The organism is Acinetobacter sp. GW821-FHT09D10, from assembly GCF_059416285.1.
Genome location: NZ_JBWKOW010000002.1, coordinates 101163 through 119269, shown reverse-complemented (window position 1 = coordinate 119269; position 18107 = coordinate 101163). Strand labels below are relative to the sequence as shown.

Annotated in this window: 15 protein-coding genes; 8 read left to right on the top strand and 7 right to left on the bottom strand. The window is 38.8% G+C overall.

The window, feature by feature from the left end; genetic code table 11:
- Window positions 1-119 precede the first annotated feature (119 nt).
- The 5 genes from puuE to AC07M3_RS07200 all read left to right on the top strand — a co-directional run bounded on the left by puuE (window position 120) and on the right by AC07M3_RS07200 (window position 4239).
- Complete coding sequence (puuE, locus tag AC07M3_RS07220; protein ID WP_494567066.1) at window positions 120-1085, top strand: allantoinase PuuE; 966 nt, start codon at window positions 120-122, stop codon at window positions 1083-1085.
- A gap of 91 nt (window positions 1086-1176) precedes the next feature.
- Complete coding sequence (uraD, locus tag AC07M3_RS07215) at window positions 1177-1680, top strand: 2-oxo-4-hydroxy-4-carboxy-5-ureidoimidazoline decarboxylase (protein WP_005037986.1); 504 nt, start codon at window positions 1177-1179, stop codon at window positions 1678-1680.
- The gene (gene uraH, locus AC07M3_RS07210) at window positions 1677-2000 is read left to right on the top strand and encodes a hydroxyisourate hydrolase (RefSeq protein ID WP_017391057.1); all 324 of its coding nucleotides are present in this window, start codon (window positions 1677-1679) and stop codon (window positions 1998-2000) included. Before uraD ends, uraH begins: the two co-directional genes overlap by 4 nt.
- 24 nt (window positions 2001-2024) lie before the next feature.
- Complete coding sequence (locus AC07M3_RS07205) at window positions 2025-3392, top strand: nucleobase:cation symporter-2 family protein (protein WP_494567067.1); 1368 nt, start codon at window positions 2025-2027, stop codon at window positions 3390-3392.
- A gap of 121 nt (window positions 3393-3513) precedes the next feature.
- On the top strand, window positions 3514-4239 hold the full coding sequence (locus tag AC07M3_RS07200) for an outer membrane protein OmpK (protein WP_133747319.1): 726 nt from the start codon (window positions 3514-3516) through the stop codon (window positions 4237-4239).
- A gap of 52 nt (window positions 4240-4291) precedes the next feature.
- On the opposite strand, the gene hpxO is transcribed toward AC07M3_RS07200, so the two are convergent.
- Complete coding sequence (hpxO, locus tag AC07M3_RS07195) at window positions 4292-5449, bottom strand: FAD-dependent urate hydroxylase HpxO (protein ID WP_494567068.1); 1158 nt, start codon at window positions 5447-5449, stop codon at window positions 4292-4294.
- Between the two features lie 199 nt (window positions 5450-5648).
- Here hpxO and alc point away from each other — a divergent pair, with 199 nt between their 5' ends.
- Entirely contained in the window at window positions 5649-6659 is a 1011-nt protein-coding gene (gene alc, locus AC07M3_RS07190; protein WP_494567069.1) for an allantoicase, read from the top strand.
- The gene (locus tag AC07M3_RS07185) at window positions 6656-7159 is read left to right on the top strand and encodes an ureidoglycolate lyase (RefSeq protein WP_494567070.1); all 504 of its coding nucleotides are present in this window, start codon (window positions 6656-6658) and stop codon (window positions 7157-7159) included. The genes alc and AC07M3_RS07185 overlap by 4 nt, the downstream gene beginning before the upstream one ends.
- Window positions 7160-7278: 119 nt before the next feature.
- On the opposite strand, the gene parE is transcribed toward AC07M3_RS07185, so the two are convergent.
- Window positions 7279-9162, bottom strand: a complete 1884-nt coding sequence (gene parE, locus AC07M3_RS07180) for a DNA topoisomerase IV subunit B (protein ID WP_199989240.1) — start codon at window positions 9160-9162, stop codon at window positions 7279-7281.
- Between the two features lie 14 nt (window positions 9163-9176).
- Window positions 9177-9758 carry a YqiA/YcfP family alpha/beta fold hydrolase gene (locus tag AC07M3_RS07175; RefSeq protein WP_045126105.1) on the bottom strand — a complete coding sequence of 194 codons (582 nt, stop codon included), beginning with the start codon at window positions 9756-9758 and terminating at the stop codon, window positions 9177-9179.
- Window positions 9759-9968: 210 nt separating this feature from the next.
- On the opposite strand from AC07M3_RS07175, the gene AC07M3_RS07170 reads away from it, so the two are divergent.
- Window positions 9969-11312 carry a PGAP1-like alpha/beta domain-containing protein gene (locus AC07M3_RS07170; protein WP_092708521.1) on the top strand — a complete coding sequence of 448 codons (1344 nt, stop codon included), beginning with the start codon at window positions 9969-9971 and terminating at the stop codon, window positions 11310-11312.
- A gap of 30 nt (window positions 11313-11342) precedes the next feature.
- On the opposite strand, the gene AC07M3_RS07165 is transcribed toward AC07M3_RS07170, so the two are convergent.
- From AC07M3_RS07165 to AC07M3_RS07150, 4 genes are all read right to left on the bottom strand, one after another.
- Complete coding sequence (locus tag AC07M3_RS07165; RefSeq protein WP_307013314.1) at window positions 11343-12074, bottom strand: hypothetical protein; 732 nt, start codon at window positions 12072-12074, stop codon at window positions 11343-11345.
- Window positions 12055-14082, bottom strand: a complete 2028-nt coding sequence (locus AC07M3_RS07160) for a peptidoglycan DD-metalloendopeptidase family protein (protein WP_494567071.1) — start codon at window positions 14080-14082, stop codon at window positions 12055-12057. The genes AC07M3_RS07165 and AC07M3_RS07160 overlap by 20 nt, the downstream gene beginning before the upstream one ends.
- Before the next feature lie 9 nt (window positions 14083-14091).
- Complete coding sequence (locus tag AC07M3_RS07155; protein ID WP_494567072.1) at window positions 14092-17418, bottom strand: type VI secretion system Vgr family protein; 3327 nt, start codon at window positions 17416-17418, stop codon at window positions 14092-14094.
- Between the two features lie 159 nt (window positions 17419-17577).
- Window positions 17578-18099, bottom strand: coding sequence for a disulfide bond formation protein B (locus tag AC07M3_RS07150; protein WP_307013320.1), 522 nt, complete (start codon window positions 18097-18099; stop codon window positions 17578-17580).
- Window positions 18100-18107 lie beyond the last annotated feature (8 nt).

The window sequence follows — 18107 nt, the reverse complement described above, 5'->3', positions numbered from 1 at the left end:
AACGTACTGCTTTTAATTTATTTTGAAGATCTTCATATCTTCAATATCAGTCCATCTATAAAAATATGCAAGCTGATTTTTTAAATATTTATGAAAAATTGAACAAAAGGAGAGCAATCGTGACCGAATTTTATCTATCTGGTGCCGCGCTCATTGAGCAAATTCAAAAGTCTCCTTATTCACGTGATTTAATCGGTTATCACGGACAGCCTCCACAGGTTAAATGGCCTAATAATGCCAAGGTTGCTGTGCAATTTGTGCTTAATTATGAAGAAGGTGGCGAAAAACATATTGAGCACGGCGATGAGGGTTCGGAACAGTTTTTATCAGAGATTATTGGTGCTGCAAGCTACCCTGCTAAACACATGTCGATGGACTCTATGTACGAATATGGTTCACGTGCTGGATTTTGGCGCATTCATAGTGAGTTTGAACGGCGCAAGCTTCCAATGACCATTTTTGGAGTTGCAATGGCGCTTGCCCGCAATCCTTATATTGTGGAAGCCATTAAGCAAGCTGATTATGATGTAGTGTCTCATGGCTACCGCTGGCTTCACTATCAAGATACCGATATTGAAGTAGAAAAACAGCACATGGAACAAGCTTTATCTGTTTTAGAAAACTTGTTTGAAAATAAAGTGATAGGTTGGTACACAGGACGTGACAGCCCCAATACTCGTCAGTTACTTGCAGAGTTCCCACAAATACAATATGACTCTGATTATTATGGTGATGACCTGCCTTTTTGGAACACACTTACCGATGCTGCGGGTGCATCCCGCCCCCATTTAATTATTCCTTATACTTTAGAATGTAACGACATGAAGTTCTGTTCACCGGGTGGATTTAATAATTCAGAACAGTTTTTTCAATATTTAAAAGATAGTTTTGATGTGCTGTACGCAGAAGGTGAAACTGCACCAAAAATGATGTCAATTGGAATGCATTGCCGTATTTTAGGGCATCCGGGTCGTTTTAAAGCCTTACAAAAATTTCTCGACTACATTCAAATGCACGATCGTGTCTGGGTATGTCGTCGTCAGGATATCGCTGAACATTGGTATAAAAATCACATAACTGAATAATTGATTTTTAAATTCTTAAACTGTTGATTAACAGCTATTGGCACTGTTATTGCTAAAACTCTATATCACGACAATGAGTTTAGGAATAACAGTGTTTTTAGCCGAGTTTAATCAAGCCCCCCCCGAACAACTCAAGACTTTGTTAAAAAACTGTGTCCACATTCCAACATGGGCCGAAAAAATCATCTTAGAACGGCCTTATTCATCAAAAACATCTCTTTTGGAATATGCAGAAAATTTAAGTCAAATGTGGTCATGGCAAGAGATTCAAGCAGCATTAGCAACTCACCCAAAAATTGGTGAACGGCAGGCAAAAAAGCAACTCAATGCAAAAGAGCAAGATTTTTCAAATCAAGAACAAGCTGGCATTTCTCTAGATGAAAAAACGCAGCAAGCTCTGCTGCAAGGCAATCTCGATTATGAACAAAAGTTTGGCTTTATTTTTTTAATTAAAGCGGCAGGACTCAGTAGCGATCAGATTTTAAAAAAGCTACATGAACGTTTACAACATGACTTAGCTATCGAAAAAATAATTGTACATGAGCAACTCGCAGCGATTGCTCTATTACGTCTATCTCAGGAAATACAAGCATGATCAGCACTCATATTTTAGATACGAATTTAGGCAAACCAGCTGCACACGTAGAAGTGAAGTTGTTTCATGCAGAAACCCATGAGCTGATTGCGACCGCAACCACGAACCAAGATGGGCGTGTGAGTGATTTTGGAATAAAAGAGTTTGCAGAGGGTGCTTATCAACTTGAGTTCGAAATCGCCCCTTATTTTTCATCACTAAAAATCAAAACTTTTTTCCCGCGTGTTTGCATTCAATTTTTTATAGAAGACATTAATCAGCATTACCACATTCCCTTACTGATTAGCCCGTTTGCTTACTCCACTTATCGCGGTAGCTAACTCAAATATAACGAGGAGAAAAATATGAATCATCGGCAAAAGAATGCGATTTCTCCAGAGCATGAATATTTAGGAATATCCAAAAGTTTTGCTTATGGGTTACAGCACGTGCTTACCATGTATGGTGGCATTGTTGCACCGCCCCTTATTATTGGAACAGCGGCTGGATTAAGCTCAGCACAAGTCGGAATGCTAATTGCAGCGGCCCTATTTGTAGGTGGATTGGCAACACTGATTCAAACAATTGGGACCAAATATCTAGGTGCAAAATTACCTTTAGTTCAGGGCGTGTCTTTTGCAGGTGTTGCAACCATGGTTGCCATTATTACCACGGGCGGTGGCTTACCTGCTGTATACGGTGCGGTCATTGCCGCATCTCTGATTGGCCTATGTCTTGCGCCTTATTTTTCTAAAATTATTCGTTTTTTCCCGCCTGTTGTAACGGGATGCGTCATCACAATTATTGGTTTATCTCTGTTACCCGTCGCAGTTCGCTGGATGATGGGTGGTAACAATAAAGCACCCGACTGGGGAAGTGTAGAAAATATCTCTTTGGCCTTACTAACCTTAGGCATTGTGATTGTTTTAAATATTCTGCCGCAAGCCAACATTCGTCGTTTATCAATTTTATTAGCCATTGTTGCAGGTACCATACTGGCCTACTTCATGGGTTTTGGTGATTTTAGTCAGGTAAGCTCAGGCGCATGGCTGCAATTTCCACACTTATTTGCATTTGGCTTACCGACTTTCGAGCTCAGCGCAATCTTGTCGATGTTGATTGTGACTTTAGTCATTATGACGGAAACCACAGCCGATATTATTGCTGTCGGAGATATTGTAGGAACTGAAGTAGATGCTAAACGTATCGCCAATGGTGTACGTGCGGATATGTTTTCAAGTGCTTTTGCGCCTATCTTTGGTTCGTTTATGCAAAGTGCTTTTGCCCAAAATGTTGGACTGGTTGCGATTACAGGTATAAAAAGCCGCTTCGTAGTAGCAGCAGGCGGTGTGATTCTGATTATTTTGGGTCTACTCCCTATTATGGGTCGTTTGATTGCAGCAATTCCAATGCCCGTACTTGGTGGTGCAGGTTTGGTCTTATTTGGATCGGTTGCAGCCAGTGGAATTCGCACTTTGGCAAAAATAGATTATAACGATCAGAAAAATTTAATTATTGTCGCGACCGCTTTATCGGCAGGTATGATCCCAATTATTAACCATGAATTTTATGCTCATTTCCCAGTTTGGGTACAAACTTTGTTCCATTCAGGCATTAGTTCAGCTTGTATCTTTGCTATCTTGTTGAATTTGTTATTTAATCATTTACCTACATTTCGCAGCTCGCGTACCCCTCATTTAAGCCAAACAATAAATACCAGAAATACACATTAAAGATTTAGTTTTTAGCGCCCCACTTCGGTGGGCCTTTTTTTAACCGTTGATCAAATTTGGCTTCATTTTTGCTTAAGACACTGTATCCTTAGCGTGCTTTATTTGGGGGGAGATCATTTAAATGCAATTAAAGCAACTTGCGGCGACTTGTGCCTTGTTATCTGCAACTGCCATGGTTCAGGCAAAACCAATCTGGCAAGATTTTAGCGTGACTGGACTTTATGGTGAAAACTATGAAGTTGTAGATGAGAAAGAAACAACCCTTACTTTGGAATATGCAGCGAAAGTTAAATACGCTGATGTATTTTTCTTTATGGACCGTATGCGTGGTGAAAATGACCACAAGAGTACTTACTTCGAGTTATCACCACGTTTAAGCTTAGGTGAAATATCAGGTAAAAAACTGGCGTATGGCCCAATCAAAGATGTGTTAATTAGTACCACTTGGGAAGGCAATAGTGAAGACGGCAACAACTTCGATAATTTCCTTTATGGTTTTGCTGTCGACTTAAATATCCCATATTTCCAATATGCGAATTTAAACTTCTACCGTGCAAATAATGAGAACACTGACGACGATTACCAAATGACATTTGTTTATGGTATTCCATTAAAATTAGGCTCTGAAGATTTCTTGGTAGACGGTTTCCTTGACTGGTCAACTGCTGAAGGCGACCATGCCAGCGAGTTGAACTGGACAACTCAATGGAAATGGAATGTAGGTAAACACATTTCTCCTGATACACGTCTATACTTAGGTATTGAGCACTCAGTGTGGAATAACAAATTTGGTCTGCAAGGCCGAGACGAAAACAACGTCAGTGCATTGGTTAAATACCACTTCTAAAATCATTATTTAGAATATAAAACAGCAAGGAGAATTCCTTGCTGTTTTTGTTTTAATCGAGTGGATTACCCACAATATTACTAATAATCCCCTGCATAATATGTCCACCTTGTTCACGGCGTAATTCTGCATACCACGCTTGTGTAACCGTTTTATCTTTCATATGGGTCACATCGCAGCGTTTGCGCGCACGAAGTACCATCTCATTTGCACGTTCGTTGCGCTTGTTTTGATAGCGACGTAAAGCGTCTTCGACACCTAAAGTATTAATTTGCAAAGAACGCGCTAAATAAATCGCATCTTCCATGGCTTGGCAGCCACCTTGTCCAATATCAGGTGTGGTGCTGTGCGCAGCATCACCTAAAATCACCACGCGACCTTTATAAAACTGGGTAAACGGCTCAATATCATGTATTTCTACCCGATTGGTCTTTTGCGGGTCTAAACGTTCAATGAGCTGCTGTACTGGTAAACACCAATCAGCAAAATATTGTTTTAAAAGTTTTTTATATTCATCTCGATTATTTTCTAAACCTGCTGGTAAAGGCACATCTAAAAAGAAATAGAATTTGCCATCCGCAACCGGCATCAGAGAAGCACGCTTACCTTCCCCAACATAGGTGGTCCATTGCTGAGCTGGAGCTAAGTCTTCAGATATTTCAACCAGACCATTCCAGTTCACATAACCGGCATAACGGCGCTGTACTTGCTGGCCCAACACATAGGCCCGTGTAATTGAGTGAGTGCCATCTGCCCCAATTACTAAATCGGCTTGTGTAGAGCTACCATCAGCAAAATGCACTTCAACATAATCAGCGTTGTCTTCGAGGCGCACCATTTTTTTGCCTAAATAAATCTGATCTCGGCCAAACTCATCCATCAGCATGTTTTGTAAATCAGCGCGTGCAACTGGATAAGGCCGTTGACCGACTTCTTCAATTAATGGCAATAAACTGAATTGTGTCATCACATCTCCAGTTAAGCCATCTACGTAGGCCAAGTCGTCCATTTGTCCACCAAGTTTGGCGATTTTCTCTGTTAATCCCAGATAGTTTAGACATTTCACACCATTTGACCACAGCGAAATTGCAGCACCGACTGGAAGAATCTTTTCTGTTTGCTCAAAAATGTGAACTTGGTGACCAAATTTTTTTAATGCAATGCCTGTGGTTAGACCTCCCATTCCCGCACCAATAATCACCACATTCATAACACTCTCCTATAGATATTCACCTATAGGGTGCTTATGCTAAAAACATGCCATCATTCAAAATTTATTTGGCTTTTCCACAAAACTGGCATGCACCATGCTTATATATTTAAGTATAAAACTCGTCTTAGCACGCTCAGTGTTAGGGCAGTTTTAAATGAAAAATCATGTTTTTAACAAGAAATACGGATACCCCATTATGGCAACATTGCACGCTCCAGCTTTTGAACTTCCTGAAATTTTGAATATGAAAACCAATTTGGCAGATACCCGAATTGGTGCACAAGTCATTGAGTGTTCAGATGATTTCTTTGCAGAAGCAAAGCGTATGCTGCAATTTGAAGCACCTGTTTTTGTTGAAGATAAATTTGATGACAACGGCAAATGGATGGACGGTTGGGAAACGCGTCGTAAGCGTCATGCGGGCTATGACTGGTGCATCGTAAAACTAGGTGTAAGTGGGAAAATCAGTGCACTTGATATTGATACCAGCTTTTTTACAGGAAATTATCCCGCTTCTGCATCATTAGAAGCTTGTTATGCACCAAATGGGGACCTAACAGGGGCAAAATGGGAAAGTATTTTAGAAAATACTGAACTCGGCCCAAGCCAGCATCATATTTTTATGGTCAATAATGATGCACTTTTCACCCATATACGCCTCAATATTTTCCCAGATGGTGGTATTGCCCGTTTACGTGTCTATGGCGATGTTCATATTCAGGTGACTGATAGCGAGCAAACTCTCGATTTATTAGCCCTCGAAAATGGTGGTCGCGTAGTTGCCTATAGCGATGCTCATTTTGGACATCCGCGCAATTTGATTAATCCCGGTCGTGGCATCAACATGGGTGATGGATGGGAAACCAAACGCCGCCGTGCCCCAGGTTATGACTGGTGTATTCTCGCTCTAGGTAAAGGCGGGAAAATTGATAAGCTTGAAATTGATACAGCTCACTTTAAAGGGAATTTCCCTGCCCAAGTATCCATTCAGGCGGTTTACCTTGAGAATGCAACCGATGCACAATTGATTCCACAGAGTATGTTCTGGGCTTATTTACTTGAAGCTCAACCTATGCAAATGGACCATATTCATGAATATGTGAATGAGATTTTACAGCATGAAAAAATCTCGCATATTCGTATTAATATGATTCCAGATGGCGGCATTAGCCGTGTCCGTTTATGGGGAAAAATTGCCAAGTCATGATTATGAAGAATGTGCAGATTCAACCCTTAACGATTGAGAGCTTTCAACCCTTTGGAGAAGTCATTTGTTGTGACGGGCATGACTTTTTCCATATTAATGATACACACACCGAGCGCTACCATGCGCTCGTTGAAACAGAAATTGAAGGGGAAGCAAAGGCAGGAATTAGTATTTTTCGTAATATTAAGGCCAGCGTTTTACCTTTAGAAATTTCAATGCTAGAGCGTCATCCGAAAGGCTCTCAGGCATTTATTCCCTTACAACAGCAAAAGTTTTTAATTATTGTGGCACCTTCTTTGGACGAGAATACTCCCGATATTTCAAAGTTATGTGCATTTGTTTCAAATGGAAAGCAAAGCATAAATTATCGAGCAGGTACATGGCATCATCCTTTGCTTACCTTTGAAGCACCGAGTGATTTTGCAGTGGTAGATCGAATTGGAGGTGGAGCGAATTGCGATGTTTTTCAATTTCCACACGCTATAAAAATTACGGTCTAAATTATAATATACAGATCTGTCTATTTTAGTTTAATGGCAGCAATCGTTGTGGTGATTTCCAATAATCTAGGTTTACATAAAATCCCCGCCTATTAAGCGGGGATTTTTTTAATTCTATTTTAAACGGTGATATCGGCTAAGTTACCTTTCTGCTCAAGCCACTGCTTACGATCTGCTGAACGTTTTTTGGCAAGTAATTTATCGAGTAAACCTGCCGTAAAATGAGCATCATCAAGGTCGAGCTGCACTAAACGACGAGTATTTGGATCCATAGTCGTTTCACGTAGCTGAATCGCGTTCATCTCACCTAATCCTTTGAATCGGGTAATTTGCGGATTACGATTGCCTTTCACATTTTTCAAGATGACTTCAAGCTCATCATCATCTAAGGCGTAGTAGACATCTTTGCCAATGTCGATACGGAACAATGGTGGCATTGCGACAAACAAATGGCCTTCTTCAACCAATGTCGGAAAGTGTTTAACGAATAGCGCACATAGCAATGTGGCAATGTGTAAACCATCTGAGTCCGCATCGGCCAAAATACAAACTTTGCCATAACGTAGCTCGGATAAATCATCGCTACCTGGGTCTACCCCAATTGCGATCGCAATATCGTGAACTTCTTGAGAAGCCAAAACTTCATCTGAAGAAACTTCCCACGTATTTAAAATTTTTCCACGAATTGGCATGATGGCCTGAAAGTTTTTATCTCGCGCTTGCTTAGCACTACCACCTGCTGAATCACCCTCGACAATAAATAGCTCAGTGTCTTCACGCGTTTGCCCAACACAGTCAGCCAATTTACCTGGCAATGCAGGCCCTGAAACAATCTTTTTACGCTCGACCTTTTTCGCTGCTTTTAAACGACGACCCGCTTTAGAAATCGCCATTTCTGCCAGTTGCATGGCAATTTCAGCATGTTGATTGAGCCAAAGTGAAAAAGCATCTTTAGCAATATTTAAAACAATATTGGATGCCTCTCGACTAGAAAGACGCTCTTTAGTTTGACCTGAAAACTGTGGTTCTTGGAACTTGAGTGACAAAATATAGTTCACGCCATCCCAGACATCTTCTGCTGATAGTTTGAGGTTACGTGGCAATAAGTTACGCAGCTCACAGAACTCACGTAATGCTTCTGTTACCCCTGAACGTAAACCGTTCACATGAGTTCCGCCTTGTGCAGTTGGAATCAGGTTTACATAACTTTCTTGAACCTGCTCGCCGCCTTCTACATTCCAACAAATTGCAAATTCACATGCCGCACGATCGGCTTGTCCACTACTTACAAAAGCCGGATTTGGCAAGATTTCACGATCTTGCAATTCATCCATCAAATAATCGACGAGGCCATTTTCAAATTGCCATTCAATTTTTTCATCGTTAATTTGATCAATATAGATAATTTTTAAGCCTGCGGCTAAAACAGCTTTGGCTTTTAAATTATGTTTAAGGGCTTTTAAAGCAAATTTCGGACTATCAAAATATTTAGTTTCAGGCCAAAAATGTACGGTTGTACCTGTCGCACGTTTTGGTGCCTTACCCTCTAGCACGGCTAAAGGCGCAACAGGCTCACCTTGCTCAAATGCCATTTGGTAGAGATTACCCTGACGTTGTACTTCGACCTCAACACGCGTTGATAAAGCATTTACAACTGAAATCCCCACACCATGTAAACCACCAGAAAATTGGTAGTTATCGGTACTAAATTTACCGCCAGCATGGAGCTTGGTCAGAATGATTTCGATACCACTTTGACCATATTCAGGATGAATATCGACTGGCATGCCACGACCATTATCTTCAACCGACAATGAACCATCTTTATAAACCGTGACACATATTTTGTCGGCATGACCCGCTAATGCTTCATCAACAGCATTATCAATAACTTCCTGAGCTAAATGGTTAGGTCGAGTCGTATCGGTATACATCCCTGGACGACGACGAACAGGGTCTAAACCGGAAAGGACTTCAAGCGATTGAGCCGTATATTGTGTCACGTTGTACGTTTTCCTTATTTGATGGTGTGCGCAAAGAATTCGATCACTAACGGTAATTTTTCTTCAAAATCTTCCATAGCATGATTGCCATGAGCATCCGTCAAAATCAATGAGGATGGCGTTGCAGCACTATAATAGCGTTGTGCTTGACGATAATCCAAAATTTCATCGCCTTGTTGCAATAAGACGAGTATTTTGTCGGCATTTTTAGGTTGTTTCAGTTCCAGTTGTTGCAACTGCCGCAGCTGAACATGGTCAATCGACCATTGATCATTCACCACATAGGGCATGCTTTCAACCTGAAATAACTCATCAAACAACTTCCATGGTTGCATAGCAGGGTTAATCAGTACAGCCGGAATATTATATTTCGCGACAAAGTATGTCGCAAAAAAACCACCTAAACTACTACCTACAAGTGCAACATCATCCAGACTTTCAATAAGCTCTGAAACTTGCTCAACCACCTGATCTGGAGATCTATTAAGGTTTGGCAAATGCACATTAATCCCTAATTCGCTACAATACTGCCTTAAGCTCAATCCTTTAATCGAAAGAGAGCTACTATTAAAACCATGGAGGTAGATAATATTCATATATTTCCCTCTAAATTGAGACTAATTTCACAATTTTGTTCTCAGTTTGTATAGAAAAGCACAATTGTTAGACAAGAAAAACCACTCAACTAACCATTCATCAGTATTTTAAAAAAATGTGTTATTTAAACTACTAAGATGGAAACGTTTACTGCCGTTGATAAAAAGTACAGCTTAAAACGTCGGTTATAACGTATATGGGGAAAAGATATGCCGAGCTTAACACCACTACATGAAACTTATTGTAAATGGGATCGTACGCCACCGAGTCAGGCAGACGTACTTGAAGGTTTAGCTCAACTGTTCAGCACCAGCTTAAATGGTGTACATGAATTAATACAAGTTATTAATATTGAAGTCTTAAAAAATGCTTTTGGTATTAGCACACAAAACGCTAAAAACTTTCAAAAACGACCATTTGTGCAAAAGGCATATCAATTTTCTTATGGCGCTTTACAAAAATATGGTCGTTATTTTTTAGCCCCCGGTTTGCGTCGCATTATTGAAAAATATCCAACACTTCACGAAAAACCACTCACCCCAAGCCTACATTTTTTGGTGGGAATTTTGAATGGTGTTTTTGGGGATTACCTACTTAAACAACATAGTCCACTTGCCCTACCAATAGTGCTATACGATCACTACGGAGCTATACAGCAAGGTGAGCTGGCAGGTCGTATTGTAATTATGGTTCATGGTTTGTGTATGAACCATCTTACTTGGTCAAATGCACATTACGGGGGAATTGGAGAGCGTCTATTAGCCCAGCGTGATCATAACACCATGCTGTATTTAAATTACAATACAGGTCGACGTATTTCGGCCAATGGTCGCAGCTTCTCAAATTTATTAGAAGATCTCGTAAAAAATAATCCAAGAATTACTAGCATTGATGTGATTGGTCATAGTATGGGCGGACTGGTTTCTCGTAGTGCCTTGTTTTATGGTAAACAAAACATGTATCAATGGATTCATATGGTCGAGAATCTAGTGTGCATTGGCTCTCCACATCATGGTGCAGTGTTGGAGCGCTTTGGTTTTACCATACAAGATAAACTTGGGGCTTTCCCTTTTGTAGGCTTACTTGGTCAACTGGTTAATATTCGCAGTAACGGTATTTTAGACTTACGCCACGGTAGTGTTCGTGATGATGACTGGGAATATATGGATGCCCGAATTGGCATGATGGATGATAACCGTGCTCCGGCTCCCCTACCTTCCCATATCAATACTTTTTTAGTGGCAGGAACACTCGAATTTGAAAAAGTACGCAATAAAGCGCTTACTGTGATTGGTGACTACTTGGTGAGCGTTAAAAGCGCGCTGGGTGAACATCCTAATCCACGTTTTCAGCTCAAAGTTCCAGACTCACATAAAGCCGTGTTTTATGGTTTAAATCACTTTGAAATTCAGTATCACTCAAGTGTAGCGGAACAGATTACGCGCTGGCTATATCCTAATGTTAATGATTATGTGCAAGAAGGTATTCAAACTCATATTATTGATATGCCGAACTATACGCTCGAAGATTTAGAAGGGATTGTAGAGACGTAAAAAAAGCCCAACTTATGTTGGGCTTTTTAATTAATTAGCTTTTATAGCAGGAAGAGCCCCTATTGTTTCACATCCTAAAGTAGAGGAAATACATTTTAAGTTACTATTAAAAATAGTTTTGACAGATTGTATTTTCCCCGTTTTATAAGATTTTATATTTGCTAAATAAATATATTGCCCTTTTTTTGAATCATATGTTAACTGATCTCCTTGTAATATGTCTGTCGACTTACTTTTATCCTCACTATCTGAATTTAAAACTGGCACCTCAAGAAACTTATTATTTATCAAATTATAAAAGTATGCATTTGCAGTGAAATTTTTATATGGTTCTTTCATATAATCTATATTACTATTTTCCCGAATTCTAAAAGCCACAATATTTTTATCATTGTACAACAATGTAAAATCAACATCAGATTTTAAAGGAACTTTACTTTCAAAAATATTATACACTTCTTTTTTGTTTAAAATTTGAACTCCATATTTTTTTAAAGAATATTTAATCTCTTTTTTAGTTTTATTAATGTTGCCAAAATCCACTAATTTAATTTTTAAATTAGGATTTATAACTGTATATTTATTATAAGAATCTATATATTCTATAGGTGAATTTATTTGAGTGGAATCTTGTAAATAATCATTCCACTCACTATTTTCTTTTGCATAACAGATATTGAAAGAAACACTACAAGCTATCATCATTGCAAAAGAATTTAAAACTTTCATAAGTACCTCAAAATTAATATGGTAAATTTGCATTTATAAATGGTATTGGATCAATTCTTCCATCTAAACCTACTCCTAATAAGGGAGCACTTCTAGCTTCAAAATGAAGATGAGCACCTTTGGATATAGTGGTCATTTTATTAGCATTACCTGTTGCACCAGTTTTTCCAATCACTTCGCCAGTATCAACTGGATCACCTTTATCTACATCAATAACCGATAAATGAGCATAAAAGAAGTAGACATATTTATTTTTTGTAAGTTTGGTTTGAGCATATTTCTTTTGCTTTTCGGGTAAATCATTTATATCAACTTTTAAGACAATGACTTTACCATATGCACCACCAGTTGCCCCAGCAAATGCAATAATACCACCACAGACTGCATATATTTTTGTACCTGGGTTAGCTTGTAAATCAACACCCTGGTGATTTTTAGTACCATTATTTCTTACTTTACCAAATGTTGCACCTTTAGCATTAGCTAAACCTGCTGTTCTTAATTTGCAATCTGCTAAAGGATTATGCCACTTATTATCTCCTCCAACATTATTTGTTGGGGCTTGTGAAGTATTAATTCCAATTTTAGATTCAGATTTTTCAATAGTACTGACTTTTGTCGTTTCTTGATTATTAGAAGTAGTTGATATTTTAGGAGCAGGAGTAGAAATTGTTTGTCCTTTCAATAACTTTATAGTTTCATCCGTACTTAAGTTTATTCCAGAAGTCTTACTTTTATCTACAACATATTGATAAATATTTATATGGCCATCAATATAATTTCTCAGCCATGCTCCATAAGCAGCTTTTGCATCACCTTTATACCGATTTAAAAAATCTGCAGCTTGCTTAGCGCCATTCTTTCCAAATTGAGTAAAAAGTAATTTTTTTGCACGTTCCTGACTTAAAGTGTTTAGTACAAAATTTTTCCCTCCTGTAGCTCCTTCATGATGTAACAAATAAGCAAGCTTAGCGATTGAACTTGGTTCTGTTAGTTTTTGATAGGGCAAACCAGATGATTTAAAATTACTAATTGCATAGGCAGCGGCAGCATCAATCGCCATTTCCGCATTAAATCTTAAATTTAATTTCTGCTGTATAGTTAGTTTAGGATGATTCATTACATATTGCCCAACTAATGAACTTTTATCCTTACACATAGCTAACCATGTTTCATCTAGGAATTGGGTCAATCCTGCTGCAGTACTCGAATTTGCTTTACTATTAGTATTCCATTCGCCTGTCTTTTTTATTTTTGCTGCTTCAGCTTCAATAACAGCTGCTAAAGAGTGGGGGGTAAAACTATGTCTTTTAGCTGCGTTCACAATATACGCTCGATATTTATTATTAACAGGTTTTAATAAAAAATTATCTTCTGTAAATTGTGCAGCAATTATATGGGTACTATTACCATTATCGGTCCGCTTTTGCTCTATTTTTTCTTCAGGTATTCTTGGTGGTGGTTGCTTATTTTTCAATTCATCTTTATTAGATGTAGTAGTAGATATACTTTCAACTATAGGTTTTCCAATCCTTTTTAAATTAATCATAATCTGATTAACTGTTTCATTTAATACTCCATCTTTTGCATAATGAGAACCTTCTACTTTCATTTTCCTTGATGTTAATTTTAGTACTTTTCTCCCTAATGGAAGTGCTTTATGATCAGCAATTAAATCGAAAGCACCATTTAAATTTTTGAAAAAAACTTTCAATCCTTTTGAATGATCTAGAATTTTTATATCTTCAAAAATACTATTTTTTGTATTTCTAATAATTTTTTTCCCATCAAATTCTAATTGAATGGTAGCTTTTGATATAGGCTTAAAAGAAAGATCCATTAAAATAATCTTTAATTGGGTTTCAAAATTTTTAGCGTTATTTACATTATCTTGCAAATAAATCTTTTGCCCAATTTTAAGATTATGAATCATTCTACCTGATAATGAATTAATTCTAGCTAACTCTTTTACTGAAGTATGATGCTTTTGTGAAATCCCCCAAAGAGTATCACCTGATTTAACAATATAAATTTTTGACATAAATTATACCTATTCTTCTAAGTTATTTTCTTCAGCTTGCATACCATGCTCACCTATTTCAAATTCTTCTTCATGTTCTTCTTCATAATTATCTTCATCATCAAATATACTTGACCAATCATCAAAGCCAATCAGAGCTTTATATCGTTTTGCTTCATTCTGGAGAGATAAATTACTTTTCCCCCTTAGATCTGTTTTACCCTCCCAAATAATTTCTTTTTTGTCTGGTTCATACAGCTGTATTTTTGCATTTCCTATACCATTTCCAGCTAAACTAGCAAATAAAAAATCAACAGCATAAGGCCCAATTTTTGGCAGCTCAGGAACCTCATAAGAAACCTTAGCCCCACTCGTAAACAAATGCTGCCCAGCTTTACTTTCAAACTTACCGCCTGTTGTTGAAAATACACCATCCGCATTAATTTTGAGCTGCGACCCACCCGCTGTTAATACAATTTCTTTTGGACTGGTAAGCTCGATTTTATCTTCAGTAGAAATGAGCTTGATGACCTTCTTGGCAATCGCTTCAATAGCATCTTCTTGCGCTTGTAGCTCGAGCTTTCCTTTTGCTGCATAAGCACGAAAACCCTTTTGTGCGGCAAACAGACTAATTTTGTCTTGTGCATGCCCAATGATGTTTTTCTGTGCGCTTAAATTAATTGAACCACTAGCACTTTCGGCAATATCTTGCGAAGCTTGCAGAATAATATTTTCAGGTGTTGTTAGAGCAATACCATTTGGCGATGCTAATAACATAAGGGCTTGTCTAAAGATTTTGCCTTGTTCTTGCTGTTTCGCATCCGAGCTACTTTCTAAACCTTGGGTATAACCCTCCATAAAGCCTTGTAAAGAACCCAATGCTTTAGAAGGTGTCACTTCCAATTTGCTACCTTTACTAAAAGTTCCGCATACACTCATCAAATCAAAGTCTTTAGTCTCGACATTAGCTAAGACTTTGCTGACCTCTTTAAGACTTTCAAATGGATTTTGATGAATTCGATCTTTAATGCTTGCGAGTTTGCCTTTAACAATGTCAGCACCATGTTCTTCAACGTTTTCGATGAACGCTTTTAAATTTTCCACCGAATCTTTAGCATCGCTAAAGAAAGTATTAAATTCATCTACAACGCCTTTTGCATCGCCACCTAGTGCACCCATGTCTTCAATAAAGCCACCACAATCTTTTAACGCATGAATAGGATCGTTATTAATCCCTTCTTTAAATAGATTTACCGTACTATTTAATGCCTGCCCTGTGGTTTTTAGCTCAAGTGATTGGATGAATTTGGGTAACCGGTTAATCACGTTCAAAGCATCAGTTTGTTGCTTGGCTGCAACTTCACTGAGCATTTTCATGCTCTCATAGCCTTGTGAAAGTAAGGATTGTGCTTGTGCAGCCTCTAAATGATCTGCAATTGCCTGCTCTTGTGCATAGGTACTAATGAGCATGCCTTTACCTGCACGCACTGCCCCCCACGCATCGGTTCTCAGCTCAAAGCCTTCACCACGACCTTGGCTCGTCGATTGTTCTTTAGGATGGCTTAAATTACCTAAATTCAGCTGCGTCGCTGCATGGCTACTTTGTAGTTGGGTACTGATTTGCCCTGTTGTGTCGTCAAATCGCAATTGATTAAACCCACTGCCACTAACTTCCTGACTACGAATACCGCTGAGTTTTTTAGTATCAGGAAGCTGTCCTTTCACATCAAACTTGGTTGGTGAACGCTGCGCTTCATGGATTCGTCCCGTCACAAATGGACGATCGATATTGCCATCAAAGAAGTCAATGACCACTACTTCACCAATACGCGGTAAGAAGCGTGCTCCATAGCCTTCACCCGCCCACGGAGTCAGTACATCGACCCAAGCCGAGTCGGTATCATTGTCATTGCTGCCTGCGCCACCATCATGGCCATGATCATCACTACGGGTAAATAGAAAACGTACTTTAATACGCCCCCATTCATCGACATGAATGGTTTCTCCCTCTGGTCCCACGACTTTCGCTCTTTGTGGGTAGGTAATCGGACGATGCTGTTCTGGATTATATTCAGGTGTCGTTTTGATTTGACGGCGAATTAAAGTCAGCTCATTACCTTGTCGCTCAATATCATCATAACCGTGTTTGTCCCATCGACTTTGGGTGAGCAATTGACTAACTTGCTGATGCAAATCTTTTGGTAAATTGTTTTGGTTGTAGAAATTTTTAGCGATAATCAGGAACTCTTGATCAACCCCTTCATGCTGATCAATTTCAGGATGCTCTCGAAGATTAAACCAATAGCCAACTTGGCTATCTCTGACACTGCTATAAGCCTTAAAGTATTTAGCCTGACTCGCATACATGTCATTAAACTGCTGATTCAATTTCTCTAGCTGATTACTAGTTGAAGCAGTAGCTTGATCCTCACCTTTTAAATCTTGCATCCAAGCTGGACTCATGTGCCATGCTTGCTCAAGGCTTAAACTCGCCGAATCAAAGTTATCTGAATGTGTATGGGTAGTGATGACGGAACCAGCGCCTTCTTCTTGTGCTAAGGCATCGGGCTGCCAGCGTTGCACATGTACCGCAGTCGGTTGCAAACTCCGCACCGCAACAAAACCTGTAATGCTATCTTGATATTCTGTTGCACTACTTCGGTGATAGCGAATGCTACGACGTGCTAAAGCTTGGTACTGGCTATTATCATCAATTAATCTAAGCTTTTGGGCCTGTACCGGAGCAGTAAAATGAGGAACAAAAAGCTCTGATTCATCAATTAACCAACTGACACCTTCACTTCGCCATAAACGCGTAAGAAAGTCATAGTCGGATTCATTATGCTGCATGATAAATGGACGAGTATCATAACTCTGGCTTAACCCACTCAGGTCTAGGCTTAAACTTGTCGCAAAAAGTGGACTTTTTTCTTGCCATTCTTTGAATAGAACTTCCGTGACTTCTACGATACTTTTATTCATAAAAACACGACTATTACGGCGTTTGTGCCATAAATTTGTCGCGTCTTTTAAGGTCAATTTATAAAGCGTTAAAGCGCCATCACTTTGGCCATAGCTGGCTTCAGTCACAATTCCTGTAGTTCGAAATAATTGTCCAGAATCTGTAACCTGATCAACAGCCACCTGAACGCCTATAAACTGCTTCAATGCAATTTGGGCACTCGTCGAAAGGCAAATTAACTCAGCTTCAATTCCCCCATTTAGCTGATGTTGGCCTTCTATACGTTGTAAAAAAACTTGGTGATTGAGCAATTCATTAGAAAATTGCACGTGGATCGCACGTTTCTGTGCGCTTAATCCTATTTTTTCCAAAACATTAAAGATATTAAAAAACATTTTTTATAATCATAAGGATATATAAACGGCTGCACTTTATAAAAAACAGAACTATCTGTCTATATCATTATGCTTTTTTTCAATTCATTTTTTTATATTTTGATTAATTCTAAAACAATAAAAAAAGCCCAACATTATGTTGGGCTTTTTTTAATCTATTTAAACTCTTTTTTTAGCGGTATTAAACACTGGGTAGAAGCGGAACAATTGCCATAAACATACGAGTAATAGCAAAATGAAATAGACCAATGACCAAACTGGTAAAGATTGGCCTAAAAAGGTCCAGTCAATTGCTGCACATTCACCTGAACCTGACAATACTTCTTGCAAAACTGTTTTCATTGGTAAGGCATCAACTAAATAGTTTAAACCCGGACCACAGCTTGGTACTTGATCAGGTGGTAAATGTTGTAGCCAGACATGACGCCCTGCTACACCCACTGACCATAAAATTGCGATGCCAGCCAAAAATGCGTAAAAGCGTTTAACTGCATTGGAAACAGGGTTATGCAAAAATGCAATCAGTGCCACAAGGCCCATTGCCATTAAGCCAACACGTTGAAAAATACAGAGCGGACATGGCTCTAAACCTTTTACATGTTCCAGATACAACGCAAAAGACATGCCGACAATACTTGCTAAAACAAGTAGTCCACTCACCAAACGGTAACTTAATCGCATGTAAAACC

Bases quoted from the DNA above. Each gene is read 5' to 3' on its own strand.
- uraH (WP_017391057.1), top strand. From the start codon at position 1,677: ATGATCAGCACTCATATTTTAGATACGAATTTAGGCAAACCAGCTGCA.
- AC07M3_RS07205 (WP_494567067.1), top strand. From the start codon at position 2,025: ATGAATCATCGGCAAAAGAATGCGATTTCTCCAGAGCATGAATATTTA.
- AC07M3_RS07200 (WP_133747319.1), top strand. From the start codon at position 3,514: ATGCAATTAAAGCAACTTGCGGCGACTTGTGCCTTGTTATCTGCAACT.
- hpxO (WP_494567068.1), bottom strand. From the start codon at position 5,449: ATGAATGTGGTGATTATTGGTGCGGGAATGGGAGGTCTAACCACAGGC.
- alc (WP_494567069.1), top strand. From the start codon at position 5,649: ATGGCAACATTGCACGCTCCAGCTTTTGAACTTCCTGAAATTTTGAAT.
- AC07M3_RS07185 (WP_494567070.1), top strand. From the start codon at position 6,656: ATGATTATGAAGAATGTGCAGATTCAACCCTTAACGATTGAGAGCTTT.
- AC07M3_RS07175 (WP_045126105.1), bottom strand. From the start codon at position 9,758: ATGAATATTATCTACCTCCATGGTTTTAATAGTAGCTCTCTTTCGATT.
- AC07M3_RS07170 (WP_092708521.1), top strand. From the start codon at position 9,969: ATGCCGAGCTTAACACCACTACATGAAACTTATTGTAAATGGGATCGT.
- AC07M3_RS07165 (WP_307013314.1), bottom strand. From the start codon at position 12,074: ATGCAAATTTACCATATTAATTTTGAGGTACTTATGAAAGTTTTAAAT.
- AC07M3_RS07160 (WP_494567071.1), bottom strand. From the start codon at position 14,082: ATGTCAAAAATTTATATTGTTAAATCAGGTGATACTCTTTGGGGGATT.
- AC07M3_RS07155 (WP_494567072.1), bottom strand. From the start codon at position 17,418: ATGTTTTTTAATATCTTTAATGTTTTGGAAAAAATAGGATTAAGCGCA.
- AC07M3_RS07150 (WP_307013320.1), bottom strand. From the start codon at position 18,099: ATGCGATTAAGTTACCGTTTGGTGAGTGGACTACTTGTTTTAGCAAGT.